This is a genomic window from Bradyrhizobium sp. LMG 9283, assembly GCF_045571415.1.
In the GTDB taxonomy this organism is placed as follows: Bacteria; Pseudomonadota; Alphaproteobacteria; order Rhizobiales; family Xanthobacteraceae; genus Bradyrhizobium.
The window spans coordinates 479,034-500,874 of record NZ_CP120691.1 but is presented as its reverse complement, the minus strand read 5'-3'; the positions used below and the strand labels follow the sequence as shown (position 1 = coordinate 500,874).

The 21,841-nt window shown below is 59.5% G+C and carries 18 protein-coding genes; 4 read left to right on the top strand and 14 right to left on the bottom strand.

The features are described from left to right. Nucleotides 1-702: 702 nt before the first annotated feature. The 13 genes from P6U29_RS02265 to P6U29_RS02205 all read right to left on the bottom strand — a co-directional run bounded on the left by P6U29_RS02265 (nt 703) and on the right by P6U29_RS02205 (nt 14,166). Nucleotides 703-972 (bottom strand): hypothetical protein, encoded by a 270-nt coding sequence (locus tag P6U29_RS02265; protein ID WP_407116143.1) that lies wholly within the window; start codon nt 970-972, stop codon nt 703-705. A 12-nt stretch (nt 973-984) separates the two neighbouring features. Further along, nucleotides 985-1,233 (bottom strand): hypothetical protein, encoded by a 249-nt coding sequence (locus tag P6U29_RS02260; RefSeq protein WP_407116142.1) that lies wholly within the window; start codon nt 1,231-1,233, stop codon nt 985-987. Next, on the bottom strand, nt 1,230-3,245 hold the full coding sequence (locus tag P6U29_RS02255) for an integrase (protein WP_407116141.1): 2,016 nt from the start codon (nt 3,243-3,245) through the stop codon (nt 1,230-1,232). Before P6U29_RS02255 ends, P6U29_RS02260 begins: the two co-directional genes overlap by 4 nt. After that, the gene (locus tag P6U29_RS02250) at nt 3,223-5,148 is read right to left on the bottom strand and encodes a hypothetical protein (protein ID WP_407116140.1); all 1,926 of its coding nucleotides are present in this window, start codon (nt 5,146-5,148) and stop codon (nt 3,223-3,225) included. Before P6U29_RS02250 ends, P6U29_RS02255 begins: the two co-directional genes overlap by 23 nt. Then, nucleotides 5,141-6,382 carry a tyrosine-type recombinase/integrase gene (locus P6U29_RS02245; protein WP_407116139.1) on the bottom strand — a complete coding sequence of 414 codons (1,242 nt, stop codon included), beginning with the start codon at nt 6,380-6,382 and terminating at the stop codon, nt 5,141-5,143. Before P6U29_RS02245 ends, P6U29_RS02250 begins: the two co-directional genes overlap by 8 nt. A 396-nt stretch (nt 6,383-6,778) precedes the next feature. Further along, on the bottom strand, nt 6,779-8,884 hold the full coding sequence (locus tag P6U29_RS02240; protein WP_407116138.1) for an AAA family ATPase: 2,106 nt from the start codon (nt 8,882-8,884) through the stop codon (nt 6,779-6,781). A 282-nt stretch (nt 8,885-9,166) separates the two neighbouring features. Further along, the gene (locus P6U29_RS02235; protein ID WP_407116137.1) at nt 9,167-9,784 is read right to left on the bottom strand and encodes a hypothetical protein; all 618 of its coding nucleotides are present in this window, start codon (nt 9,782-9,784) and stop codon (nt 9,167-9,169) included. A 332-nt stretch (nt 9,785-10,116) separates the two neighbouring features. Further along, a complete protein-coding gene (locus tag P6U29_RS02230) occupies nt 10,117-10,389 on the bottom strand; it encodes a helix-turn-helix domain-containing protein (RefSeq protein ID WP_407116136.1) in 273 nt (90 codons plus the stop codon). Nucleotides 10,390-10,687: 298 nt separating this feature from the next. Beyond that, nucleotides 10,688-11,314 (bottom strand): hypothetical protein, encoded by a 627-nt coding sequence (locus P6U29_RS02225; RefSeq protein ID WP_407116135.1) that lies wholly within the window; start codon nt 11,312-11,314, stop codon nt 10,688-10,690. A 1-nt stretch (nt 11,315) separates the two neighbouring features. Continuing rightward, nucleotides 11,316-11,645: a hypothetical protein gene (locus P6U29_RS02220; RefSeq protein ID WP_407116134.1), complete on the bottom strand. Its 330-nt coding sequence runs from the start codon at nt 11,643-11,645 to the stop codon at nt 11,316-11,318. A gap of 102 nt (nt 11,646-11,747) precedes the next feature. Continuing rightward, nucleotides 11,748-11,891, bottom strand: a complete 144-nt coding sequence (locus P6U29_RS02215) for a DUF6527 family protein (RefSeq protein ID WP_407119579.1) — start codon at nt 11,889-11,891, stop codon at nt 11,748-11,750. Between the two features lie 188 nt (nt 11,892-12,079). Next, nucleotides 12,080-13,483 (bottom strand): ThiF family adenylyltransferase, encoded by a 1,404-nt coding sequence (locus P6U29_RS02210; RefSeq protein WP_407116133.1) that lies wholly within the window; start codon nt 13,481-13,483, stop codon nt 12,080-12,082. Next, nucleotides 13,480-14,166: an E2/UBC family protein gene (locus P6U29_RS02205; protein ID WP_407116132.1), complete on the bottom strand. Its 687-nt coding sequence runs from the start codon at nt 14,164-14,166 to the stop codon at nt 13,480-13,482. Before P6U29_RS02205 ends, P6U29_RS02210 begins: the two co-directional genes overlap by 4 nt. A 98-nt stretch (nt 14,167-14,264) precedes the next feature. Between P6U29_RS02205 and P6U29_RS02200 the strand changes: the two genes are divergently transcribed. From P6U29_RS02200 to P6U29_RS02185, 4 genes are all read left to right on the top strand, one after another. After that, nucleotides 14,265-15,284 carry a helix-turn-helix transcriptional regulator gene (locus tag P6U29_RS02200; RefSeq protein ID WP_407116131.1) on the top strand — a complete coding sequence of 340 codons (1,020 nt, stop codon included), beginning with the start codon at nt 14,265-14,267 and terminating at the stop codon, nt 15,282-15,284. 51 nt (nt 15,285-15,335) lie between these two features. Next, entirely contained in the window at nt 15,336-18,659 is a 3,324-nt protein-coding gene (locus tag P6U29_RS02195) for a TM0106 family RecB-like putative nuclease (RefSeq protein ID WP_407116130.1), read from the top strand. Between the two features lie 213 nt (nt 18,660-18,872). Continuing rightward, on the top strand, nt 18,873-20,189 hold the full coding sequence (locus P6U29_RS02190) for a DUF2130 domain-containing protein (protein ID WP_407116129.1): 1,317 nt from the start codon (nt 18,873-18,875) through the stop codon (nt 20,187-20,189). 54 nt (nt 20,190-20,243) lie between these two features. Next, nucleotides 20,244-20,429 carry a hypothetical protein gene (locus P6U29_RS02185; RefSeq protein ID WP_407116128.1) on the top strand — a complete coding sequence of 62 codons (186 nt, stop codon included), beginning with the start codon at nt 20,244-20,246 and terminating at the stop codon, nt 20,427-20,429. 14 nt (nt 20,430-20,443) lie between these two features. Here the strand turns inward: P6U29_RS02185 and P6U29_RS02180 are convergent, their stop codons facing one another. After that, on the bottom strand, nt 20,444-21,634 hold the full coding sequence (locus tag P6U29_RS02180; RefSeq protein WP_407116127.1) for a hypothetical protein: 1,191 nt from the start codon (nt 21,632-21,634) through the stop codon (nt 20,444-20,446). Between the last annotated feature and the right edge of the window lie 207 nt (nt 21,635-21,841).

The following is a 21,841-nucleotide window of genomic DNA, read 5'->3' as shown; positions in this document are numbered from 1 at the left end:
CCTGCAGGCTTTCATACTCTCGACAGACCGTTAACTCTCGACCAATGACACCGTCGATGGGCCATCCACGTTAACGCTCCCGCGTTTGCCGAGCGCCGGACTTCCGGTGCGCCGCCTTCCAAGGCGTTGATACAACCTAGAAACGACGCCCGAGACGATAGAGTCAGGGTTATGCGTTAGAGAGCTTTCCTAAGGGCCCGCGTCAGGCCGCCGACTTTGTTTCAAAAATCAAAGACCCCGCCGCTAGCGGCGGGGTCTTTGATTTTTGAAACCTCTTACAAACCAGCTTGGAACGGTTTAACGCTCCGATGCACTCTCAATCAGCGCCGGAGTTGACATAACTCCGAACTGTCAGGAGCACCCCGATCTCTTCCCCGCGTAAGAGATCGTTCGGAGTTGCCAACGTTCTTCTTTCAGGGCCTCTCTAATTCCGAACAGAGTTTCGACCAATTGCGGGCAGACAATTCCGAACGGTTTCACAGCCTCATTGAGGCCGGCTCGAGCTTCTCGTTGTCTGGCCTTAGCGAACGGATAACGATATTCGCGCACACCTCTCAGCCGGCAGGCTCACGCGCCCGAGAAACGGCCGCGACTATCGTAAGGAGGTTCCTAGTGAGACTGAGTTCCGGCTGCGAAAGCTCGGCAGGAGTCCTCGGGGGGTGAGATGCGACTTCGGCCCGGCTAAAAGAGCGGCTTCGCGGCTCAGCTGCGGATTGGATTCAGCTTTATAACCTTCTCGGCAGACAGCTTCGTCCGAAGCACGGTTATCTCCGAGCGCAGTTCCTCGATGGTCTTCTCCGCAATTTCCAGGTGCTTACGCGTGTCGGCATATTCCAGCTCGGCTTCGGCATACGCTTGCTGTACGCGCTTGAGCTCCGCCTGCGCGTCCCGCACCCTGTTGGTCTCGCTTTCGCGGATTGAGCGGGCGCCTTGCTCGATAAGTTTGTTAGCCCGATCGACGAAGTCTTGCACCCGTTGTCTGAGCTAGATCACACTGGGCTGGTCAGTTTTGCGCAGATACGCCTCGCTTTTGCCGGCCTGCCGCAATACTTGAGCTATGCTTACCCTGCCGCCGGGGTACCCGCCTCCATTTGCCTCGACAGCCCTTTCGATTCGCTCCATCGCATTCTCAATCGCCTCGCGGCTCGCCCTGAACTTGCGGCGAGCAGCGTTGCTGCCCTCGGCGGCGATCCGCTGTCGGTTTTCCGCCCTACTCAGGACCGGTCGTTTCATTTTCGGCGCTCCTCCCATACGCGCTTGATGTCAGAATGCTCAGCCAGGATTTTTTCACGGACCTCGTCCCAGCGCTTCAGCTCGGCAACGATCTGTCCGTCGAGATTGTCAACGAGCATCTCCAGGCCGTCGGTACTGGCGCCATGCCGTTCTCGGATCAGAGCAGCGAGCACTTCGGCGCACTGCTGCTTGGCCGCGGAGAGTTCGAAGCGATAGTCACAAGACGTGCGGCAGCCGCCCGGGTCGGGGGCACCGCGGCCCTTAGTGCAAGGCCCGTACTGAGCCAAGCCCTTTGTGCAGATCACCCCCTCGCGAACGAGCGACCAGTACTTGCCATAATGTGTCAGCACCTCGGCGGTCTCGCGCAGGGTCTTTGTGTCGAAGACGTCCTCGCCCATGCGCATGGCCTTGGGCAGCTGCTTCTGCAGGGATGCCGCGGCGGGCCCCGATGCTTCTTCCCCGACGATCTCGGCAACCGCCTCCTTGGCCAGCGCGTAGGTCATCTCCTTCGCGACGAGAATCGCTTCTTCGGCGATGCTGGGATCTGACATCATGTAATGGAGCGTCATCTCGACGTCCTTGTGCCCAAACAGGTCGAACAGGACCTTGGGGGCTCCGACGACGCTCAGGGCCACGAGGCGCGCTACTGTATGCCGCCACCGATGCATGTGTGCCGTGCCTGAGCCGAGCAGGTGGGACAGGCCGAGGTACTCTACGGTGCTCCTAAAGACAGATGTCGCGGAGTTGAGGCGACCTGCCTTTTTACCTCGCATCGCCACCCACAGGTGGTTCTGTCCTTCGGGTCGCAGCAGCTTCGATAGACGGCGCTGGAGATCGACAGCGCGCTCCGCCGCAGGATGCAGCGGCCAATCGCGAGTCTGGCCGCCGATCTCGTCGATCAACTTGAACGTTCTGGACTCGTACCGTCCTGCTGCGGGCCCGAACGGCACGTCGTCGGCGGCCAATATTTCACTTGAGCGGGCACCCATGCATGCGTTGACCACGCCGAGATTGCAGCCCTGGAGGATGCCGAGGGCGATGTAGAACGATGGAACGTCGGGCGGAGGGAAAGCGTCGGACAGTTCTGCGGCTTTGCCGAGACGCCACGGGTATTGCAACCGACGCAAAGGAGCGCTTGTTCGGTCGCGCCACACGGCGATCGCCTCCTGGCGCGGCCTGCTGCTACTAGACCAGTATTTGTATTTTTTCCTGATCTCTAGGTCGCGCTCCAGATGGTCGAGGAGTGCGTCCGCTAGATTGTTCTGAATCCATAGAGCCCGGCGAAGAAACTCCGTCACGAACTCGTCCGAGAACGGCTCCACGGAGGGTCCCGGCGTGGGATCTGCTGGCCTGAGCGCTTCGGCTCCCCCTCGAATGGGCTCGAGCGGCGCATGATCGTTCGCGTCCAGTCTGCGTCGAAAGAACGCCGGGTAGTCGAAGATGACCCCACGTTCGCCGGCATCGGCTAGAATCCGGAGTGCCATTTTGCATTCGCCCTCGACGCCACGCGCGACAGGATAGAAACCGGTCAAGACGTCGGAAAGCGTGAGGTTGCCGAAGACGGAGCCGTCCGTCGAGGGACGATTCTCAAATTGCCACTCAGCCAGTCTTAGAAAGGCATAGGCTCGCAACCGCCAAGTGTTGGGCTTGCTCTCGACGATAACGGAGTTCGCGTTGTGCGGCAGCCAGAGCGCGTAGAGCGCGCGCCGGACGCACTCGTCTCGCTTGGCGGCGAGTGTGGAATCGGCAGGAGTGCCGGCCCGCGCTGGCACCACACTACGCCTGCTGAAGTGACGCGAGGTACCAGCCGGCATCCAGCCCTCCGGTACCACGAGCACCTCCGCATCCAGGCGGCAGCCGGGGAAGATCTCAGTGGCACGCAGCTTCTCCCAAGGCACCTCGCCAAGATCAGCATAGTTCTCGGCGAGACCGATCTGTCCGTCGCGCCAAACCTCGATATTGGGCAAAGACGGAGCTGCCTTGACCGCCTTAGTAGCTTGGATAGGTGCCATGAACGATGATCTCTCCCGAATTTAGCTTTCCGGTCCACGCGGCCACTTCGGTCGAGACGCGGCCGGCATCAAAATGAGCAAGCGTCTGCTCGATCGATTCGTACTCGTCCGCGAGGGATGAGCCGATCCAGCTCGCGAGCGGCATGGTGCGCTTGAGCTGCAGAAGTTCAGCGAATCGGCGGGCAAGCGGCGGCATGCTCTCAGGAAACACCACTCCGTGTTGGCAACCCGTGCAGCGCTGGACCCGGCATATCGCACCTTCTGGATGATCGGGATCGATCTCTTTCGGAGGAGAGCGCGGGTCGAGACACCCCTTGCCGACGCGCGTTCGCTGCCGGTAATCCAACAGGCGCCGCTCTTGTTCGGACGTGATGTTGCCGCGGTCGACGAGAAGCCCTAGCCGGGTCGGGTCCACCACCCGGCCGCACTCGACCTCGGAAAAGACCGCGTTCTGCAGCTTGCGGATCTCCGCCTCGCTGTGAGCCCGGTACCGCTGGGACTGGATGTAGTGGCGGGTCGATCTCAATGATTTGTGGCTACCCGCGAACTTGGCAATCAGAAGATGGTAACGGGAATGCACGTACGCGTGCCCAATCCACGCGTGGCGAGCGTCCTTCGTCACGATCGAGAAAAGCTCGGAGTACCTGTCAACGAGTCCGCTTCTTTCCGCGGCGAGCCTGGCGACATCGAGCAGCCTGCGGTTCCTACCATTGGCCATGAACCCCGATACCGGCCCCGAGGATCCGCGGCTCACGAACAGCCAAGGCGTGCGCGACAGCCGTTCCAACCTTTCAATTTCCATACCGAGCTTCAGGTTCGGGTCGTCTGCCGCCCGGCGGCGCGTCTCAATCAGATCAGCTATCACCCGATCTCGCAGCGGCTTGGTACGCTCGATCATGAATTGAAGAATGCGATAGGGATGCAACTCTGGGCGCATCATCGAGATCGCGAACTGATGACGATCGGCCCGGCGCTTGAAGGCGTGGATCACTGCGAACAGTTCGTTTTGCGGATGCGGCTGGCACCACCCGTCAGGATCAAGCACATCAATGCCGCACGCCGTGGAAAGATTCCAGCCAGTCTTCAGCAGAAATAGCCAGAGGAAGACGCCCGTGTCACAGCGGGACGGCACAAACAGACGCAGTGTGGCTACGAGACCGCGAACGTCTCGCTCGTTCATCCCTGGAGCGAGATAGCCGGGACCGGGCTCGTTCACCAGTCCGGCCGCACCATTAGCAGCGAGCCCCTCATGGTCGAACACGCCGAGTTGCACCAGGTGTCTCACCATCCAAGCGCGGTTATTGGGACACCGCCAGCCGTGGGCGCGCCCGCGGGGATCTTCACCGAGTGAAGCGCGAAGGGCACCGTCGTCGAACATGGCTATGATAGCGCGCGCATCGCTCCTCAATACGTGGAATAGCCGTCTGGATGCTTCCTCATGTAGGGTAGATGCATAGGCCGCACGGTCCCGGCGACGGCTGGGCCAGAAGAGCGGACGAAGTCCATTGAGCGACCTCATCCCGTTCAAAGTTGACTTGATCCGTCTAAAGGTCGATCCGCGGCCCGCCAGCCACTGGCGCAACTCAATCCCATGCGCGTCTTTGATGTCGGCACAGCTCGCCACCACCTCATCGCGCCGCCTACGGCTGCGCCAATCGAGATACCTGAAAAGCTGCCGCAGCGCGACCCGGATCTCTTTGGCGTTTCCCTTGGGCGGATTTACCGTCTTGAAGAAAACAGCGATCTCCCTCGCGAAATGCGGCCGCCCAGAATAGGAAGCGCCACGTTGCGTCCTCCTGCCGCCCAAGGCGAACTCGGACAAATCAAGAGTGTATGCGCGCTCACCGGAAGGGATGACCTTCACCTCGAAGGTCTCTCGCTCGATGCTGTCGATTTCACTCATCCGAGCCGCTCTCCAGGAATTCATGCCAACCGGACGCCACCTCGGCGATGCCGCAAGCGTGCACGAGCCACCGCAAATACTCCTCAGTGGTTTCCGACGAGATGTGGCCAAACTGGCGCTGCAGCGTCTTCAGCCAAAATTCGCCGCGATTCATGACCCAGTCTGCCGGCATCGCAGCGAGCCCACCACCGCGATTGGCTTCAATCGACAGGGCATGCAGAATCCAAAAGCATGCGAACGTGTGCCGACCCTTGTGGGGCGACCAGCGCGGCGGACGGGGCCGCACCTCCGAGAAGCAGCGGTAGATTGTTTGCGCGGAAATGGGTCTGCCGTGCGCAGCGGGATGATCGCTGAGAAACAAGCAGTTCGTCTCTTTCCTATGAAGCTTGAAATACCTGAAGGCGTGGGTTTTTCGCTTTTCATCGATCCAGATTCTGACTTCATGCGCGTATTTGAGGGGCACGCCGATCGTGCGGGGCCGCCCGCCCTTGGTCGTGACGAGCCTCATCGGTACGGAGGCGAGGCCGTGGCTACGCGCGTACGAGATATCGCTGACCTTTGGCCATTGCTCGACTGTGAGCGCCTCGACCTCCATTCGCCTGGCGCCGGTGTCCATGATGAACTTGCACGCGAGCCTTTTAGCGCGTCCACGCTGGCGCCCGACCGCCTCCAGCCATTCGCGAATCTGTTCGGGCTTTGGAAGGACAAAGCCGGCCTTCTCCAACGAGATCACATCCTCCTTTGCTCGGCCGACCCGCACCATGCGTGGTCCGCACCCCAGGCGCTTACGCCCTGGCCGACGGAACATTTTCACCTCGAATGGTCCGCGGAGGCGTCGGTCTACTGACCATCGCAAGAAGTTAGTCGCTTCGTCGGCGCGTTGGTTCGCGGTGGATGGACTGAGCTCTATGCCGGTACGGGACCATTCGCCGCCGATCTGCTCCTTCTGATAGCGAAGCACGTCATCGTAGGTAACCGCCCGCCACTTGATGCCGCGCGCCTCACACCACAGGACGAAGTTCAGGAGTCGCTCGGCGATATTGCCGAGCGTGCGGCCGCGCGGGATGTCAGCACCACCGCCAGGATGCCACTCCAGCCGTGCGCGCTCGCGCAGATAGCGGTTGTGCTCGCGGCAGTACCTGCCATTGGAGTCGAAGATCACGGGGACGTGCGCGACAGATTCGTAGCCACGCGCGGCGAGCCGCTCAGCATCGGGAAAGAAAACGTTGGCCATGCTTCGACGGCCGGCTGAGCGCCCGCCTATGGCGGGAGCCTCTCCGATGCGCCTGCGATCCCGCCGGGTCACCGCTTGGAACGCGTTGTCGCCGGAAGGCTCGCAATACAGCGCGCCGATCTTTGCCGGATGTGCGCCCCCTGTAGTGAACCCTGCCGGCAACATCGCGTCCAAACCTCAACCAGAAGTTACTACAATTCCCACCATCAAATAGTTGGTAATCGAATCCTTGACTGCGCACACTGCGGCGGCAGCAGCGCGCGGGTACTCGAGTTCTGACTGGCCAGCCGCGCTCTTCCTGCGTCGCTCCGGCGTGCAGGATCGGGAAACGCTAGCGGTCTTCATCAGGCCGATGGTACGGTCGAACTTTTTGCATAGGCGCCAGACTCTCGGACGTTACTCAAATCCTGTAGCTCCACCGCTTCTGTCAGGCGACTCGACCGTTCGCACCGGATGCGCTTTCAAGAGATCACCGATTGCGATCCGATCCAAATAACCGACCTCTTCCAGTCGCTTTGCCACGGCTTCGACTGCGGCACGGTTAGCAGACACAAGTTCGCGCGCGCGCGTTAAGCAACGATCGAGGCGTTTCGTGATCAAAGCCACGATCGAAGGGTCGTGGAGAAGCATCTCGGTGGTCCGCTCCGAGAAATGCGCGACTCCGATCACTCCGAAGCCGAATCGCAGCTCCATGTCGATTGCGGCCTGAGTGGCCCGCGAAAAGTCGCTATTATCCCCGACACCTGATCCGGCGGTCGCTTGCGACGTGCCCAAGATCATCTCTTCGGCCGCACGGCCGCTGAGAAGCGCCACCATATAGTTTTCGATTCCGGCCCTAGTTTGTGAGTTGGCCCGCGAGAGCTCGACTCGCGTCGTAGCGCCGTGGTCCAGAATCGTCAGCGCCTGCGGTTCGAACACGGCCAGAGCGATGCCGACAACGAGGTGCCCGCCTTCGTGTACCGAACACGCGCGCCTCAGGATTTCCGGCATTCCTTCGCGTCCAGACCGGATCTCGTGAAGGACGTCATCGAGCGCAATTTCGCGGATCGCGCGCCGGGCGCGCGACTTTGCTCGCCGGACCCACGCCTCGACATCTGCGCCGGTCCGGCCGGCAGCCGCAAGAGCGGCAGGCATCAAATTAACGGCGGGCAGGACATCCTGCCCCAGATGAAAGCGGAAGATCGCGGCGAGGTTCTCAGAATTGGGCAGTTCGATCTCGATCGTGCGATCGAGACGTCCTGCGCGTTTGACCGCAGCATCGATGTGATCGGGATGATTGGTCGCCCCGATCACGATAACGCCCGGCCGCTCCTCGATGCCTGCTAACAACTCAAGAAGCAGGTTGACGATCTGAGTCCAATATTCCTTGTACTCGGTCGTTAGAGTTGCGCGATCCGAAATCCCGTCAAGCTCATCGATGAACAAAATGCAAGGAGCCAGCTGGCGTGCACGCGAAAAGCACTCTTTGATGGCTGCCAGCGTGCCAGACAAATAGGTTGCAGCATTCCAGTCGGCGACAGAACTTGCTACCAAAGGCACGTCAGCAGACTTCGCTAGCGCTCTTGCGAATTGCGTCTTGCCTACGCCGGGCGGTCCGGCTAACAAAAGCCCCTTTTCGAGGCACTCCCAGTCGAGTCGTCCCGCCCGATATTCCCGCAAATCCGCGACAAGGTTTAGACCCCATTCGCGAGCCGCACCATACCCTGCGAGCTCTTCAAGGCGTGGACCACGGTGATCGAAGAACGACTTCGTCGAAACGATCTTCTCGAGGAGCTTGATGCAATCGTCGGCATTGCGATCCGCTCGAACCGAGAGCGTCAAGTCTGAAATGTCAACGGCGCGTGCCAGTTGTTCATCGGGGACCGTACTTGGAGATCTCCCTGTCACCGCTTCGATCACGAGCGCAATCGCCGACGCGTCAAGTTGGCCCAGTGAGAGATGGTGTTCTGCGGCGCGAAGAAGATCGCGCGGCAAATGGCGGCGCGGATCAGGTGCCAACCCAAAGATTGGGGCGCGGGCGTGTAACGCCTCGGAAATTATCGCATTTCCTTTTTCGGGCCGGTGTTCGTTCGATGTGCCGTCTCGAGCCAGCAGCAATACTGGACGGGTATAGTGAGCACCGTCGAACGCCCGATCATCAAGCACCTTTGCATCATTGCCGAACGCGCAGGTAGTCAGGACCCGCCGGACCGGGGAGACCACCTCGGCGCCGTGCGTAGCGAGCGAGATAACGGGACACTCTCGGCGCAAGTCACGCGTAAGTCCGTCGCTGCGTTCGATGGCACGTGCGACGAGAATAGCGGCGGCTGCCAGATCGGCTCGGATGGATGTTCGCTCAGCAGATTCGGGTGCGGTCCACAGATCATCGATAAGGCGCTCGATCGGATCATCGGGGTCACCACTGCGCAGGAGCGGGCTGCTGTTCGTGCCAGCCTCGGCGGCCAGCATATCAAGATATGCCCGCGCAAGAAGATCGCGTGGCGTCGCTACTTCTATGCTCATTGCTCACTCCAAGGCATGCTCTGAATCAAGGAACTTGCAACACCAGGCGCCCTCCATAGCGCTTGCAAAATCATCCAGCCAGACAAATGGTCTCTCTCCGCCAATCGGGACAAGCTTGAGGATGGCGCTACAGCCTCTCGCCTCAACACATTGTCAGGGTCGACGCATCTTCAAGCGAGCACAGCGCCATCGCCCAGAAACATATCTCGATGTCTCTCAACGAGCTCCTGACGAGAGCCAGTCGCTCATGCAACCGGCTACCTACAATTGGGCAATACCTCACTAGCCCGCGGGACGGAGATACGTTGCGGTTTGTCGCCCGACTACGATCGTATTCGGACCTAGAGGCACATCCTCGATGTTCAGCACCACACGATCCTCACACGCAAGCGCGCAAATCCCGTTAAGTAGGTCGCACGCGGGACGAACGCGTTCCTCGAGTTCGATGATCGTTTGCGGACCCTCCTCATGAAGAACGGCCGCGATCTTGAGCCTATCCCTGATCGTCACGGAGTAGCGCTGATGCGACCACACTTCGCGCGCATTGGAAAACAATGGCTCTGCCTTGATGTCTGAGGCGTCGCGCTCAAGCAGCCGCAGCCCATTGGCCGCCAAAGCACGAATAAGCTGACTGAGCTCAGTGTTGCTACGGCTCGGTCGGTTTTCGCAAACCGTAAGGAAGAACATCGCATCCACCCTTTCGATCACGACCCCTTTCAGGGGAATCTGCGGACCCAACAGATCCGACGACTTTCGGATCGCCAGTACGTCTGGCTCGAGGCTCGCCTGTTGCAAGGCGTAGCGGAGCAGCGGATTGAAGATCCGGATTGCCGCTCTGCACTTTGGGCTTACAAAGAGCGCGGGCCCCGCTGTTCGATGGTGGAATTGACTTGGGCGCATGGTTCGACTCCCGGTTTGATTGTACGCGACCGGACGTCCGCAAAGACTCTCGTTTGGCAACGCGCCATCTCCCCGGCTGTCTACCCCCGGGCTCAGCCGCAGCGATGCCGTCCGGGTCGGGCGAGCACCCCGGCGCGCTTCCGCAAGGCGAGTTGCGGTCACCAGAGCAATACGACGTTCGCTGTGAGAGCTGTTTCAGTGGGAGACGGTGATCCGGATCGGCATCAACGGAACGTCTCCAAATTCATTCTAGGTTCTTATTTATAGGATGTAGCCTATAAATGTGTCAAAGCGATGGCGGAAGATCGTAAGCCCCTGATCGGGGATGAAAATCAGTTCTTCTTCTTGATTGACCGTTTGCGCGACGACGTCTTTCGTTGTGTTGCGCCAAACAAGTCGATGGTCTCAACGCCCAAGGCCGTCGCGATCCTGACGATGCTGTCCAGGGTCAAATTGGCCTCGCCTCGCTCCACATCGCTGATGAACTCCTGATGGCTTGCTACTCTCGCAGCCAACTGCGCCTGGGACAGCTTCAGGGAACGCCGAAGCTCTCTTACCTGCTGTCCGAAGCTATCCTTCACGATGTTCAAGGTCGCTTTTGTCATAAGGATTCGATTGCCGATCGAACAACTTCGGACAATCAATATCATACTTATGGCTTGACCTAAACGGCAGCCGTAACGCACGCGAGAAACGCGCGTTTACACGGTGTGACCAATCCTTCCGGCGCCGCCGACCGAAGGATTCGAATACTTGGGATCAAGTCCAGGTTTGTGAGGTTGCGCCAAGCTGCGCGGATGACGGACGTCGGGGCCGTTTATTAGGTGGGCTCGGTTGCCGCAGGAAGGAGATGCGAAACGTTCAGCAGACCATTGGAAGCTCCATACGAGAGCCAATTGTATGTCAGCCAGCGCGGCGCCGCTCTTCTTCTAAGACGATCCATTGAGCAATTACAAACGTAAGATCGTGAAACGTCAGGTCCTTCTCATCAAGCTCCAAGCGATTACAGATTTTCTTTTTATCCTTCTGGAAGGTGTCGAAGTCCTTTGCTGTCGTGACTCCCCCGGGAACGTGAGGACCGACGGTCCGCAGAAAATCCCTGACTTGCCTTATAAGCGAGTGGACCTTCAGATCGTGCGTATGGATATCCTGGCCTGCGATATCGGAAATGAACTTCTGATAGCGGTACTTCTCCCGGTCCAGTACCAGACATCGCTTCCGCTGTTGGGAAGCGCTGCCGTATCGCTTCGCGCCCAAAAATATTCCAAGCTCAAAGGGCATGTTGAACCGTGGAAGGCGGTTCTTAGGATCGAGCTCGGTCCTGCAGAGATCGTGAATCCCGTAGGGGCACTCTTCGATCAGCGACATGATTTTCTCGATGCGAGTGCCGCTTGCGTCATCGATTTCGAAGGCGCACCTGGCCGAGAATCCGCAGCGAATGACGGTAAATACTATAGCATCGAAGAACTTGCGGTATCGGCGATCAAATGGACAGTTGATAAAAACCCCCAACGGGGAAGCCGCCGCCATGTCAAGCTTTTCTGGTCACGACCTTACCAACAGCCTCTTTCAATGACTGCAGTCTGAAGCTGTCCGGCTTGCCTGAGGGCCGAACGATCACGACGCCGTCGCCGGTAGCCCCCATGATTTCATGCCCGGCAGACTTATAAGCATTCTTAACCCGTCTCACCTGTGCACTGCCTGTACTGGTCCTGCCCAAATCGGCACCAACGGCTTTTACAGCCTTCGTGGACGGGAACCGAAAGCGATGGCCGGGCTTGGCCTCGAACACAACGGTCTTTATTTCCTTGCTTCCGGAAAGAGCGCGCTTGTTTCGATGTTCAATCTTTTCTCTGGGCATTGGAGAATCGCCTCGGCCAAACTTCGGAGTATATTGTATGTATTTTCTACCAAAGTTCCAGACCGAACTGCTCAACCACCTCGCATTAGAACTCTTCCGCCGTCAGTCGCACCAGACCACTTTTCCTTTGCGGATCCAAAAATGAGAGCGGCATCCCGTTCGTCTCCACACGGACGGATGAAGGCTGACTCGGCCCTCTGCATCGACGACGACGTCCCAACGAGGTTTTACTTCGTCCAGGAGCATCATCTCGAGCCGTTCGCCACACCCACACGGACAGCGCAGGCCCACGCACCAGTTCTCGCTACCCTCCTGCGCCAGCACCAGATCGCGAAGTGGGAGCTTGGCCGGAAGGGAATCTCCCTCGACGATGCGCAACCTCCGCCGCGGCCCTATGGTGTCCAAGAGACGCCGCCACCACACGATCTTCGGTCTCATGCGGCCCTCCGTTGCTTGCCGAGGGATGGCAAACCAAGAAGTGGTTCTTGCGGACCCGCGGCAATCGGATAGCTGCCGGAAGCCGAGAAATCGCGCTCCGCGAATACATCGGCATCGCCGTCGGCCAGCATGAACAGTGTCCGCGCACGGCTGCTGTTTGGGGCATGCCGGAAGGGAAATGCCCGCGCGATGAATTCCATGACTGCGTCGGAGGCGGCGCGCATGTTGAGGGTAATGACAGCGGGGGCCTGTTCCTCAATGCCACGAAGGTATCCATCATCGAGCTTTTGCCGGAACGCTTCCGGCGCCGTGCAGGCGAGGTACTCGGCCTCCAGGAGGGCAGCATCATAGACTCCGCGGTCGAGGAGCGTTGAACCACCCGGAAACACATAATCAATGCGGCCGCATACTTCGGCGATCTCGCGTTCGTCACCCAACCCTCTTCGCGTCGGAATCGAGACGCCGAGATCGAAGAGCGGCGTGGCAAAGTAGGCGGCGAGCCGGTCCGCGATGTGTCGTCCCTCGGCGCTATCAACACACGAGAACAGAATGTCAGCCTCGCTTGCCGCCAGAACCGCGTCACGGGTAGCGATGGAGCTCGACACACGCTGGACATCGCATCCTTCGCGATAGTGTCGCACGGCGGAGGCAAACATCTCGACCTTGAGCCGGCCGTTCCTCGCATCATCAGTCGTTGCATTGAGAATGCGATTGAGGTTACGAGGCTCAACCCTGTCAAAATCGACGACGATGATCTCGCCGAAGCCAAGGCGAGCAAGCTGCTCAGCGACGACCGACCCGGTACCGGAGACGCCGATCACGCAAGCGCTGAGGCGGCCCAGCCACTCCGTCATCCCACTCGTAAAGGCAGCCGGCCTCTTGGATGACGTTCCCAGACGGCCGTCTTGGTTCCACCAGAAGCTCAGATCGTCACGGAATACGCTGACAAGGTCGATTGGTTTTGCAAACTCATCAGGCCCACATAGGCGTCCAAGCATCGCACCGTCCGGGAGCATAATCGCCGAGCCAGCCACCTCGCCCGTTCCATGAAAGAGAGCGGGCAGCAGCAGCCTGTCGCTCGCATCATCAAGATCGGAGAAGGCGAACAGGCCACCGGGATGCGAGTGCACCGCGATGATGCTCAACCCAGCAGCCTCAGCGCGCTCAATTGCCAGCTCCACATAACTGCCCGGCCAGCTCAAAAGGTTCTCCGTGCGCTGCGCACATGCTTGGTAGGGCACCAAGACAAGGTCGCAGGCCAGAAGTTTGCGACGTCGTCCGGTCGCGCGTGTGCAGAGCAGCAGGGCTGCGGCTTCCAGCCCGTCTCCTGGAAAGAGGTGACGATGCAGAGGTTGGAAGATCGGCTGTGGGAGCACCAACGTCTCTTGGCGCGTGATCACCGCTCCACCTCCCGACGGAGCGACTCGTCCACGAGCGCAAGGTGGGTGCCGACATTATCGCGCGCGCTGTCCCATGGGCGGTGCCGCGACCAGCGCTGAAAGCCGATGCCGGTCACGGATTCGATGCATTGCACCTGAGGGATAGGCTGGCCATTCGCCAGCGCCAGATGCGGGTGACAATAGAACATGTCGAGCTGAGCGCCCGGATAGCTCACCGGCACCTCAATCGCGATGTCCGTGGCCCCAACGGTGTAGCCCTGCGGCAGCGGATAAGAGTGGAGCAACAGCCAGCGGCGTGCGCCATCGGCGATGGTTTCCCAGCGCAGACCCAAGCGGTCCAGATGGACCTCGTCCTGGGGCAGCAAGGCGAAATCACGCCGGCAAGGCCCGGCGGCTTCGCCATTGTTGATATGCCGCGGGGTCAGCCGCAGCTTCTCGACGCCGGGATGCGTGAGGTCGATGGTCGCGTTGAGCTCAACCTCCTTGCGCGGTTCGCCGGCGATCTTCAGGACAATGATCCAACCGGCATCGGGATCGAAGCCCGCCAATTTGAGCGCATCCCGCACCACAATCTGAGGGAAGCGCGATTCGATGACAACACCTTGGACGTTGAGCTTCCAAGTCTGTTCCGGGCGAGCGCCATCCCTTGCCTCAGATCCTGCATTAACATTCTGATTTTCCATATCTTTCTCCATCAAACCGAGTCGCCGGGCCAAAGCTTTGGGTGACCGTCGAAAGGAACTTTGCTACCGTCCTACGTCAAAATCGGTCGTAGGATTCCATGCGGCACGAGAAGGCGGCAGCCCTACTGAATCTTGCGCGGACGCTGGCCTCCAGCGCCGAAGGGCTGACGCTGGACGAAATGGCCCAGGAACTCGGTGAAAACCGGCGCACGATCGAGCGCATGCGTGATGCGCTCGCCTCTGTCTTTCCGCAGCTCGAAGAACACCAGGATGGCGCCACAAAGCGCTTCCGCATTCCCGGCGGGCTCGATGGCTTCATCAACGCGCCCACGAAGGAAGAATTGCTGGAGCTGAACAAGGCGATCGAGGGCCTGCGCCGTCGCGATGCGCACGCCAGCGCCGATGCTCTACAGAGTCTCGAGAAGAAAATACGCTCAGCGATAAAGCGGCCAGCACTCAACAAGCTGGCCCCAGATCTGGAGGTGTTGCTGCGGGCCGAGATGATCGCCGTGCCGGCGGGACCTCGGGCTGTTGAAGATCCCGACGTGCTTCTCGCGATTCGCGATGCCCTCTTGCAGATGAAAGTTCTGCAATTTGTCTATCACGGCGGCTCAAGGCCTGGCGCCGCGCGCGAGGTCGTGCCGTTCGGCATCCTATTCGGGCGCTGCAATTACCTGATTGCCGCCGATCTCGGCGCCACCAAGCCCAAGCATTGGCGGCTCGACAAGATCGAGTGCATCACGGTGATCGAGAAGACCGCGTCCCGACCCGCCGGCTTCAACCTCGTTCAGTTTGCCACCGGGTCATTCGGCTTCTTCCAAGGCGAACAGGAAGATGTGGTGCTTCACGTCCTTCCCCATGGCATGGACGAATTCAAGAATTGGCAATTTCATCCTAACCAGAAGGTTGAGTTCCTTTCCGACGGCGGCGCGCTTGTGCGATTTCGAGCGAGCGGAATGCTTGAGCTCACCTGGCATCTCTTTTGTTGGGGCAACCAGATCGAAATCATTTCTCCGATCTCCTTACGCCAGCTCATGACCACGGAATTGCGTGTGGCCCTCTCCCGGCACGAGGAGCCGCCGCGGCTTTCGTCTACCGTCCCGGGCCCCATCGAATAATTTTCTTGGCTACGACCGCTTTTGTCGTAGGCCGCTGGTTGATTCGCCTCCATGAAAACACCGCTGTCACCCTCGCGCCTGAACGATTATCTCGGCTGCCCGCACCAGGCGGCGCTATGGCTTGCTGGCGCCAAAGCACCGGCGCCCGACGCTACCATAGACCTGATCCGCACCAAGGGCTTCGAGCACGAAGCCAAGGTTCTCGCCCACCTTGAAACGCAATATGGGAAAGCCGTCCATATTTCGGGGTCGGCACCGGCGAGCGAGCGCGACGCGGCAACGCGTGCCGCCATCGCGGCTAAAGCGCCGCTCATCTATCAGGGCGCGCTGATCCACGGCGACTGGATCGGGTTTCCAGATTTTCTGGTGCGGAAGCCTGTGACTGGCGGGGCGGTTGTCTACGAGCCGGAAGACGCCAAGCTCGCCCACAAAGCCAAAGTCGAACACGTCCTTCAGCTCGGCATCTACGCCGAACTACTGGCCGCGACACACGCTATGCCCGTTGCCCGAGGCACCCTCCACGTCGCCGGCGGTGGTCCGACATCGTTCGATCTCGCGCACACGCGGCACATCCTGCGGCGCCTCATGCGTCGCTTCGAGTCATTCTGTGCCGCCGAGACCCGCGCCACGCGTGCCATACCATGCGCCGCCTGTGCCCAATGCGACTTCAAACCCAGCTGCGAGGCGGAATGGCGCGGAGCCGATAGCCCCTTCTTCGTCGCGGGCGTCAGCGGCGCGCAGGTCCTCAAGCTCGAAGAAACTGGGATCAAGACACTTGCGGAGCTTGCCGCCGTGCGACCGGATGTGAAGGTAGCGGGCATGGGCGCCGAGACGGTCACAAAGCTTGCGGCCCAGGCTTCCCTTCAGTTGCGCGCGCGTGCCGATGGCCAGCCGCATCTTGAAATCCTGCCGACCGTTCCTGGCCGCGGTTTCTATCTGTTGCCCCCGCCCGATGCCGGGGACCTCTTCTTCGATCTCGAAGGCGATGCGCTGTATGAAGGGGGGCTTGAGTATCTTTTCGGTGTAGTCGGACCGCTTGACGATAGCACGCCGGATACATTTCATATCTCGTGGGCTCACAACCATGCTGAAGAGAAAGCAGCTTTCGAGGCGCTCATGCGACGCTTCGTCAGGCATCTCACCAAGTATCCCGACGCCCACATCTACCATTACGCTGCGTACGAACTGACCGCGCTCAAGCGCCTGGCGATGCGATACGCCACGATGGAGGCCGAGTTGGACTCGATGCTGTACGAGCGCCGCTTCGTCGACCTCTACCGGGTGGTCCGTCAAGCGATCCGCGCATCAACCGAAGGCTATTCGCTGAAAGACCTTGAGCAGATTTACCGCGGTAAGCGCGCCGGCGAGGTGACCACCGCAGCAGATAGCATCGTGGAGTACGAGCGGTGGCGCCTGACGGGCGAAGCTGCAATTCTCGAATCGATTGCGTATTACAACAAGGAAGACTGCGTCTCCACCGCGCAGCTCCGCGATTGGCTAGAAGGCATGCGCCCCCCAGGCGTTGATTACCGGGTCATTGACGAAGCCGACGATAAACCTGAACAGAGTGCCGCGCGGAAAGCGCGCGAAGCAGCGAAGCAGGATCTCGCGCGGCGGGTGCGCGCGAGCACTTCAGGAAATCCTGACCTGCGGGAGCTCGTGGCCGAACTGCTCTGGTTTCACCAGCGAGCACAAAAGCCCGGCTGGTGGTCTGTCTTCGAACGTCAAACTTGGTCCGAGGACGAACTCGTCGAAGACCCGGAAAGCCTCGGCGACCTCGTACCAGATCCGTCATCTGTGCTCGTGCGGGACAAGAGATCCATTGAAGCCACTTTTCGTTTCCCGCCGCAAGACACGAAGCTGCGTACCGGAGGCACCCCAAAGATTGCCGCAACCTTGGCCCCTGCCGGGACCATCGTCGACCTGATGCCGGAAGACGGATTGATAGTTCTTCGGCGCGGCACGAAGACCGGAGGCTTTCCAGAGCGCTTCAGCCTTTTGTCGACGCCACTTAATCAGCGCGATCTGCCCGAGGCGGTCATGGCGTTCGCAGAGCGCTTTGCGGCCGGCGCACTCGAAAGCGATACGGCCGTCATGCATTTGCTCGAACGACGTGCGCCAAGGCTCAAAGGCCGCGCGGCGGGCGCGCCGCTTCAGGATATCGCTGAGTCAGCTTGTGCCGCGGCTACGCGAGCGGTTCTGGACCTCGACAACAGTTATCTCTTCATTCAAGGACCTCCCGGCACCGGAAAAACCTACACCGCTGCCGAGATCGCGGTGCGCCTGCTGAGCAAGGGCTTTCGCGTTGGCGTGGCATCGAATTCGCACAAGGCTATCAACAACGTGCTTGAGGAGATCGAAAAGCGGGCGGTCGCGGTAAGACTGGCGTTTCCAGGTGCCAAGAAGGGGCGCCAGGACGAGCCGGATAGTCATTTCAACAGCGCAAATGTCCGAACGGTATTCGATTCCAAGCACATTGGTCGCGCATTTCAGCTGGTCGGCGGCACCGCCTTCCATTTCTGCCGCAAGGATCAAAGACAACAATTTGACTACTTGATCGTCGATGAGGCAGGCCAGGTTTCACTCGGCAATCTCGTGGCCATGGGGTCAGCAGCTCGAAATATCGTGCTTGTGGGCGACCAGATGCAACTCGCTCAACCGGTGCAGGGAGTGCACCCTGGCGAAAGCGGGCTGTCCTCCCTCGGATATCTTTTGCAAGACAAGGCGACTGTTCCGCCTGACCGCGGCATCCTTTTGAACGAAAGCCGGCGGCTTCATCCCTCGCTCTGCACGTTCATATCGGATGCCATCTACGACGGTCGTCTGACGGCGCATGCTGAGGCCAAAGCCCGCCAGCTTATCCTTTCACCCGGAGCACATCGTGCACTCCAGCCCGCCGGCATCACCTTTTTCGGCGTAACCCACGAAGGGTGCACACAATCATCACTGCAGGAGGCTGACGCAATCGCCGAGCTGATTCAAGATTTACTGACACATCAGGTGCAAAAGGATCCGGCGTTAATAACTCCGCTGTCCCTGGCTGACATCCTTGTCGTCGCGCCTTACAACATGCAGGTCAATTTGCTCAAGCGGCGCCTGCCCGCCGGTGCCAAAATCGGCACAGTCGACAAGTTTCAAGGCCAGCAAGCAGCGGTTAGCATCGTCTCGATGACGACCTCGCGAGGCGAAGACGCGCCCAGAGGCACGGAATTCCTTTTCAATCGCAATCGATTCAACGTCGCCGTCAGCCGTGCGCAGTGCCTTTCGATCGTGGTGCTTAGCCACGAGCTGTTGGAAGGCTCCTGGCCGAGGCTCGAGGATCTCTTGCGCCTCAATTTGTTTGCCCACGCCGAGGCAGTCGCCAAATGCGTCTAGGCACTTAGAAGATTACGAGCTCATTGAGCGACTTGAGCCCTTGAGGCGGCCGCTGCAACCGCTCAAGCTGCTTTCGGTGGAAAAGCTCATACAGATGATCAGTGCAGTCGAAACACATGCGGAAATCCAGCTAAAGCCGCATTATTCCAGACGCAATCAAGTTGGTCCGATCAAGATTCGAAGCAGCATAGAGCGGCAAAGGAGCGAGGGCTTATGAATGTTAGAGCAACTGCGGTAGGAAGTTCGAGCGATCCTACTCTTTGCTGTCCGAACTGCAACCACGAGATCCGGCTGACGGAGTCGCTCGCCGCCCCGCTCATCGAGGAAACGCGCCGGCGCTTTCACGAACAGCTTGCCAGAAAGGACGCTGAGGTCTTCCAGAAATTGGAAACGGTGCGTCAGGAACGCGAGCAGCTCGCCAAGGCGCGCGAGCAGATTGAAGATCAGGTTGCAGAGCGGCTCGCCGCCGAACGAAACCAGATAGCGGCCGTGGAGGCGAAGAAGGCGCGCGAAGCCGCCGCGGTCGAGTTGCTGGCTAAGACGTCGGAAGCTGCAGAACTCCGCCGGTCGTTGGAAGCCAACAATATCAAGCTAGCGGAGGCACAGCAGGCGCAAGCCGAGCTGATACGCAGGCAACGCGCCCTTGATGAAGAAAAACGCGAGCTCGACCTGACAATCGAAAAGCGTGTACAGGCCTCTGTCGACGAAATTCGGGCAAGAGCAAAGCAGGAAGCGGACGACGCTGCGCGCCTCCGAGTGCTCGAAAAAGATCAGACCATCGAATCGATGGCGCGCACAATCGAGGAGCTCAAACGCAAGGCCGAGCAAGGGTCCCAGCAGTCCCAAGGCGAGGTCCTCGAGCTGGAGCTCGAGGAGCTTCTTCGCGCGCGTTTTCCTACAGATCTCGTTGAGCCCGTCGGTAAGGGCGAGTTGGGCGCCGATGTCGTCCAACAGGTTAATGGCTCTATCGGTCAGCCTGTTGGCATAATTCTCTGGGAATCCAAGCGCACCAAAGCTTGGAGCGATGGCTGGCTACCAAAGCTGCGCGACGATCAACGCCGCTGCGGCGCAGATGTTGCACTTATCATCTCTCACGCACTCCCGAAGCATGTCGAACACTTTGACTTGGTCGACGGCGTGTGGGTGACCCATCCACGTTGTGCAGTGCCAGTTGCTGTCGCGCTTCGTCAAACTCTGATAGAGGTCAACAGCTCGCGCCTGGTCCAGCAAGGACAACAGACCAAGATGGAGCAAGTTTATCATTATCTGACTGGCACGAAATTCCGCCAGCGGGTGGAAGCTGTCGTCGAGAAATTCAACGATATGCGCGAGGATCTCGACCGAGAACGCAAGTTCATGGGCCGGCAGTGGGCAAAGCGCGAGACGCAGATCGTCGCCGTGATCGAGTCCACCGTCGGCATGGTCGGAGACTTGCAGGCGATTGCGGGCAAGGCGATGCCCGAGATCGCTAGCCTTGATATGCCTCTATTAGAAAGGTCTGCGGACGCCAAACGGAAGGCATCAGGCTAACTTGGAGGACCGAATGAAGTTGGCGCGGAGAACGGACCAGGCTTCCGCTAGTTCATGGAAGATCTATTATGGGCGCGCGACAACTGTAATGGCATCGTCAGAGTGATCGTCGCCACTCCCAAGCAGGATGGTCAGACACGCCGCATCGCCGAATGTTATTTTCAGGAACGTCTTGTCATGCGCGTCGTTGATGCCGATCCAGTGAGCGGCGCCTTCAGGCTCGAGCAGACCACGATTTGAGCGAGTACGAGGCCTCAGATTTTTGGCGTAGCAGAACGAGTCTGGCCACAATGCTCCTCAAGGGCTTGAGAAATCACACCATTCTTCAACGGATCTATGCGATCCGCTTCCTGTAACGCCCAACTCGCCCAGTTCTCGAATTCGGCCTCTGTCATTGCTATCTCGGCAATCCGCAGTCGGGCCGATTCCACGTAAGTTCGTATTTGATTGGCCCAGTCCAGCGCCTTGGCCTGGGACAGCAACCGTCGAATCCGTTCCCTCTCCAGCCTCTCCTTAAGCTCGCGTGCTTTCCGCTCGGCCTCGTCTTGTCGCCGCTTGAGTTCAGCTTCGGCATCGGCTTTTCGGCTGATGATCCATTCTCTATGTCGAACGAGGCCATTGCGGTAAGAGGCTTCCGCGCTGACCAGCATTTCGACCAAGACTTCCGCTAGTTGGTCTTCAAGCGAGCTTTCGCCGCCATCTTCCCAAAATTTGTTCGCGTTTGCTCGATCACGCGCCGCGCCGAAAGCAAGACGCAAACGCTCCTTCTGGCCTTCTTTTCTCGATTTGATCGGTTCAATGGTAAAGTGCACATGGGATCGGCCGATCGTGATAGTTATATCCCTTTCACTAGCGGCAGCCTGTCCGTACTTTGAGGTGCTCATTGACGGGCGGCAGCCGATGCGAGCGGCAGCCAGAAAGAGCGCGTTGATGACCAGTAGACGTCTCCGCTCGATTCCGGTGTCGTATTTTGGCGCGTAGTAGTCGGAATGCCATTTCGCGAAATCCTTCCGGCGCTCATCGTCATGCGCAAGGAGTTTCGCGACGAGCGGATGTGCGGGCTCGAATGATCGTCTGCAGCGGAGCTGACCCACCAACTTTCTAGCGCGCTGTTCGACGGAAGGCATGTCTTCATCGAAGGTGGGGATAGGCGGAATGGCTACTTCCTTGAATTTTTCCGCCCAATCCGGGCCCCCATAGTTGCTGCCCGCCGATTCACCAATGCGATCAGAGGCACCAGGAAAGCGAGGCGGCAACGCGATTTGTATGGGCTGTTTTCCAGCTTGTTTCCTCGCCCAATATCCTCGCTCCGGGACGGGAATGTCAGCCTTCTTACAGTGCTTGGCGAGGGCAACGTCGGAGATGCCGAGGCTGGCTGCCACGGTTCTCATCGGCTGAGACCACACAAGATCGTATAGCTCCTTTCGGGTAAATTCACTATCCATGCTCGCAGCTCTTAGTATCGAGGGACTTCTTAGCGTGTGGTGGTCGATTGGGTCGTGATTGCTCTGTCTGCTCTATTTGTCGAGCAGGAACGCCCGTCGGTGAATTCACTATCAGCGGAGCACACCCCGATCCGCGCTTCCACCGAATGGGTCCGCAGCAAGTAGAGCCGCTTCAGCCGTCCCCTACCATTGAAGGCAGCCGCACGC

Coding starts and splice junctions, on each gene's coding strand:
- P6U29_RS02240 (WP_407116138.1), bottom strand. CDS start 8,884: ATGAGCATAGAAGTAGCGACGCCACGCGATCTTCTTGCGCGGGCATAT.
- P6U29_RS02260 (WP_407116142.1), bottom strand. CDS start 1,233: ATGAAACGACCGGTCCTGAGTAGGGCGGAAAACCGACAGCGGATCGCC.
- P6U29_RS02225 (WP_407116135.1), bottom strand. CDS start 11,314: ATGGCGGCGGCTTCCCCGTTGGGGGTTTTTATCAACTGTCCATTTGAT.
- P6U29_RS02190 (WP_407116129.1), top strand. CDS start 18,873: ATGAATGTTAGAGCAACTGCGGTAGGAAGTTCGAGCGATCCTACTCTT.
- P6U29_RS02235 (WP_407116137.1), bottom strand. CDS start 9,784: ATGCGCCCAAGTCAATTCCACCATCGAACAGCGGGGCCCGCGCTCTTT.
- P6U29_RS02180 (WP_407116127.1), bottom strand. CDS start 21,634: ATGGATAGTGAATTTACCCGAAAGGAGCTATACGATCTTGTGTGGTCT.
- P6U29_RS02215 (WP_407119579.1), bottom strand. CDS start 11,891: ATGCTCCTGGACGAAGTAAAACCTCGTTGGGACGTCGTCGTCGATGCA.
- P6U29_RS02245 (WP_407116139.1), bottom strand. CDS start 6,382: ATGGCCAACGTTTTCTTTCCCGATGCTGAGCGGCTCGCCGCGCGTGGC.
- P6U29_RS02230 (WP_407116136.1), bottom strand. CDS start 10,389: ATGACAAAAGCGACCTTGAACATCGTGAAGGATAGCTTCGGACAGCAG.
- P6U29_RS02200 (WP_407116131.1), top strand. CDS start 14,265: ATGCGGCACGAGAAGGCGGCAGCCCTACTGAATCTTGCGCGGACGCTG.
- P6U29_RS02205 (WP_407116132.1), bottom strand. CDS start 14,166: ATGGAAAATCAGAATGTTAATGCAGGATCTGAGGCAAGGGATGGCGCT.
- P6U29_RS02250 (WP_407116140.1), bottom strand. CDS start 5,148: ATGAGTGAAATCGACAGCATCGAGCGAGAGACCTTCGAGGTGAAGGTC.
- P6U29_RS02185 (WP_407116128.1), top strand. CDS start 20,244: ATGGAAGATCTATTATGGGCGCGCGACAACTGTAATGGCATCGTCAGA.
- P6U29_RS02220 (WP_407116134.1), bottom strand. CDS start 11,645: ATGCCCAGAGAAAAGATTGAACATCGAAACAAGCGCGCTCTTTCCGGA.
- P6U29_RS02195 (WP_407116130.1), top strand. CDS start 15,336: ATGAAAACACCGCTGTCACCCTCGCGCCTGAACGATTATCTCGGCTGC.
- P6U29_RS02255 (WP_407116141.1), bottom strand. CDS start 3,245: ATGGCACCTATCCAAGCTACTAAGGCGGTCAAGGCAGCTCCGTCTTTG.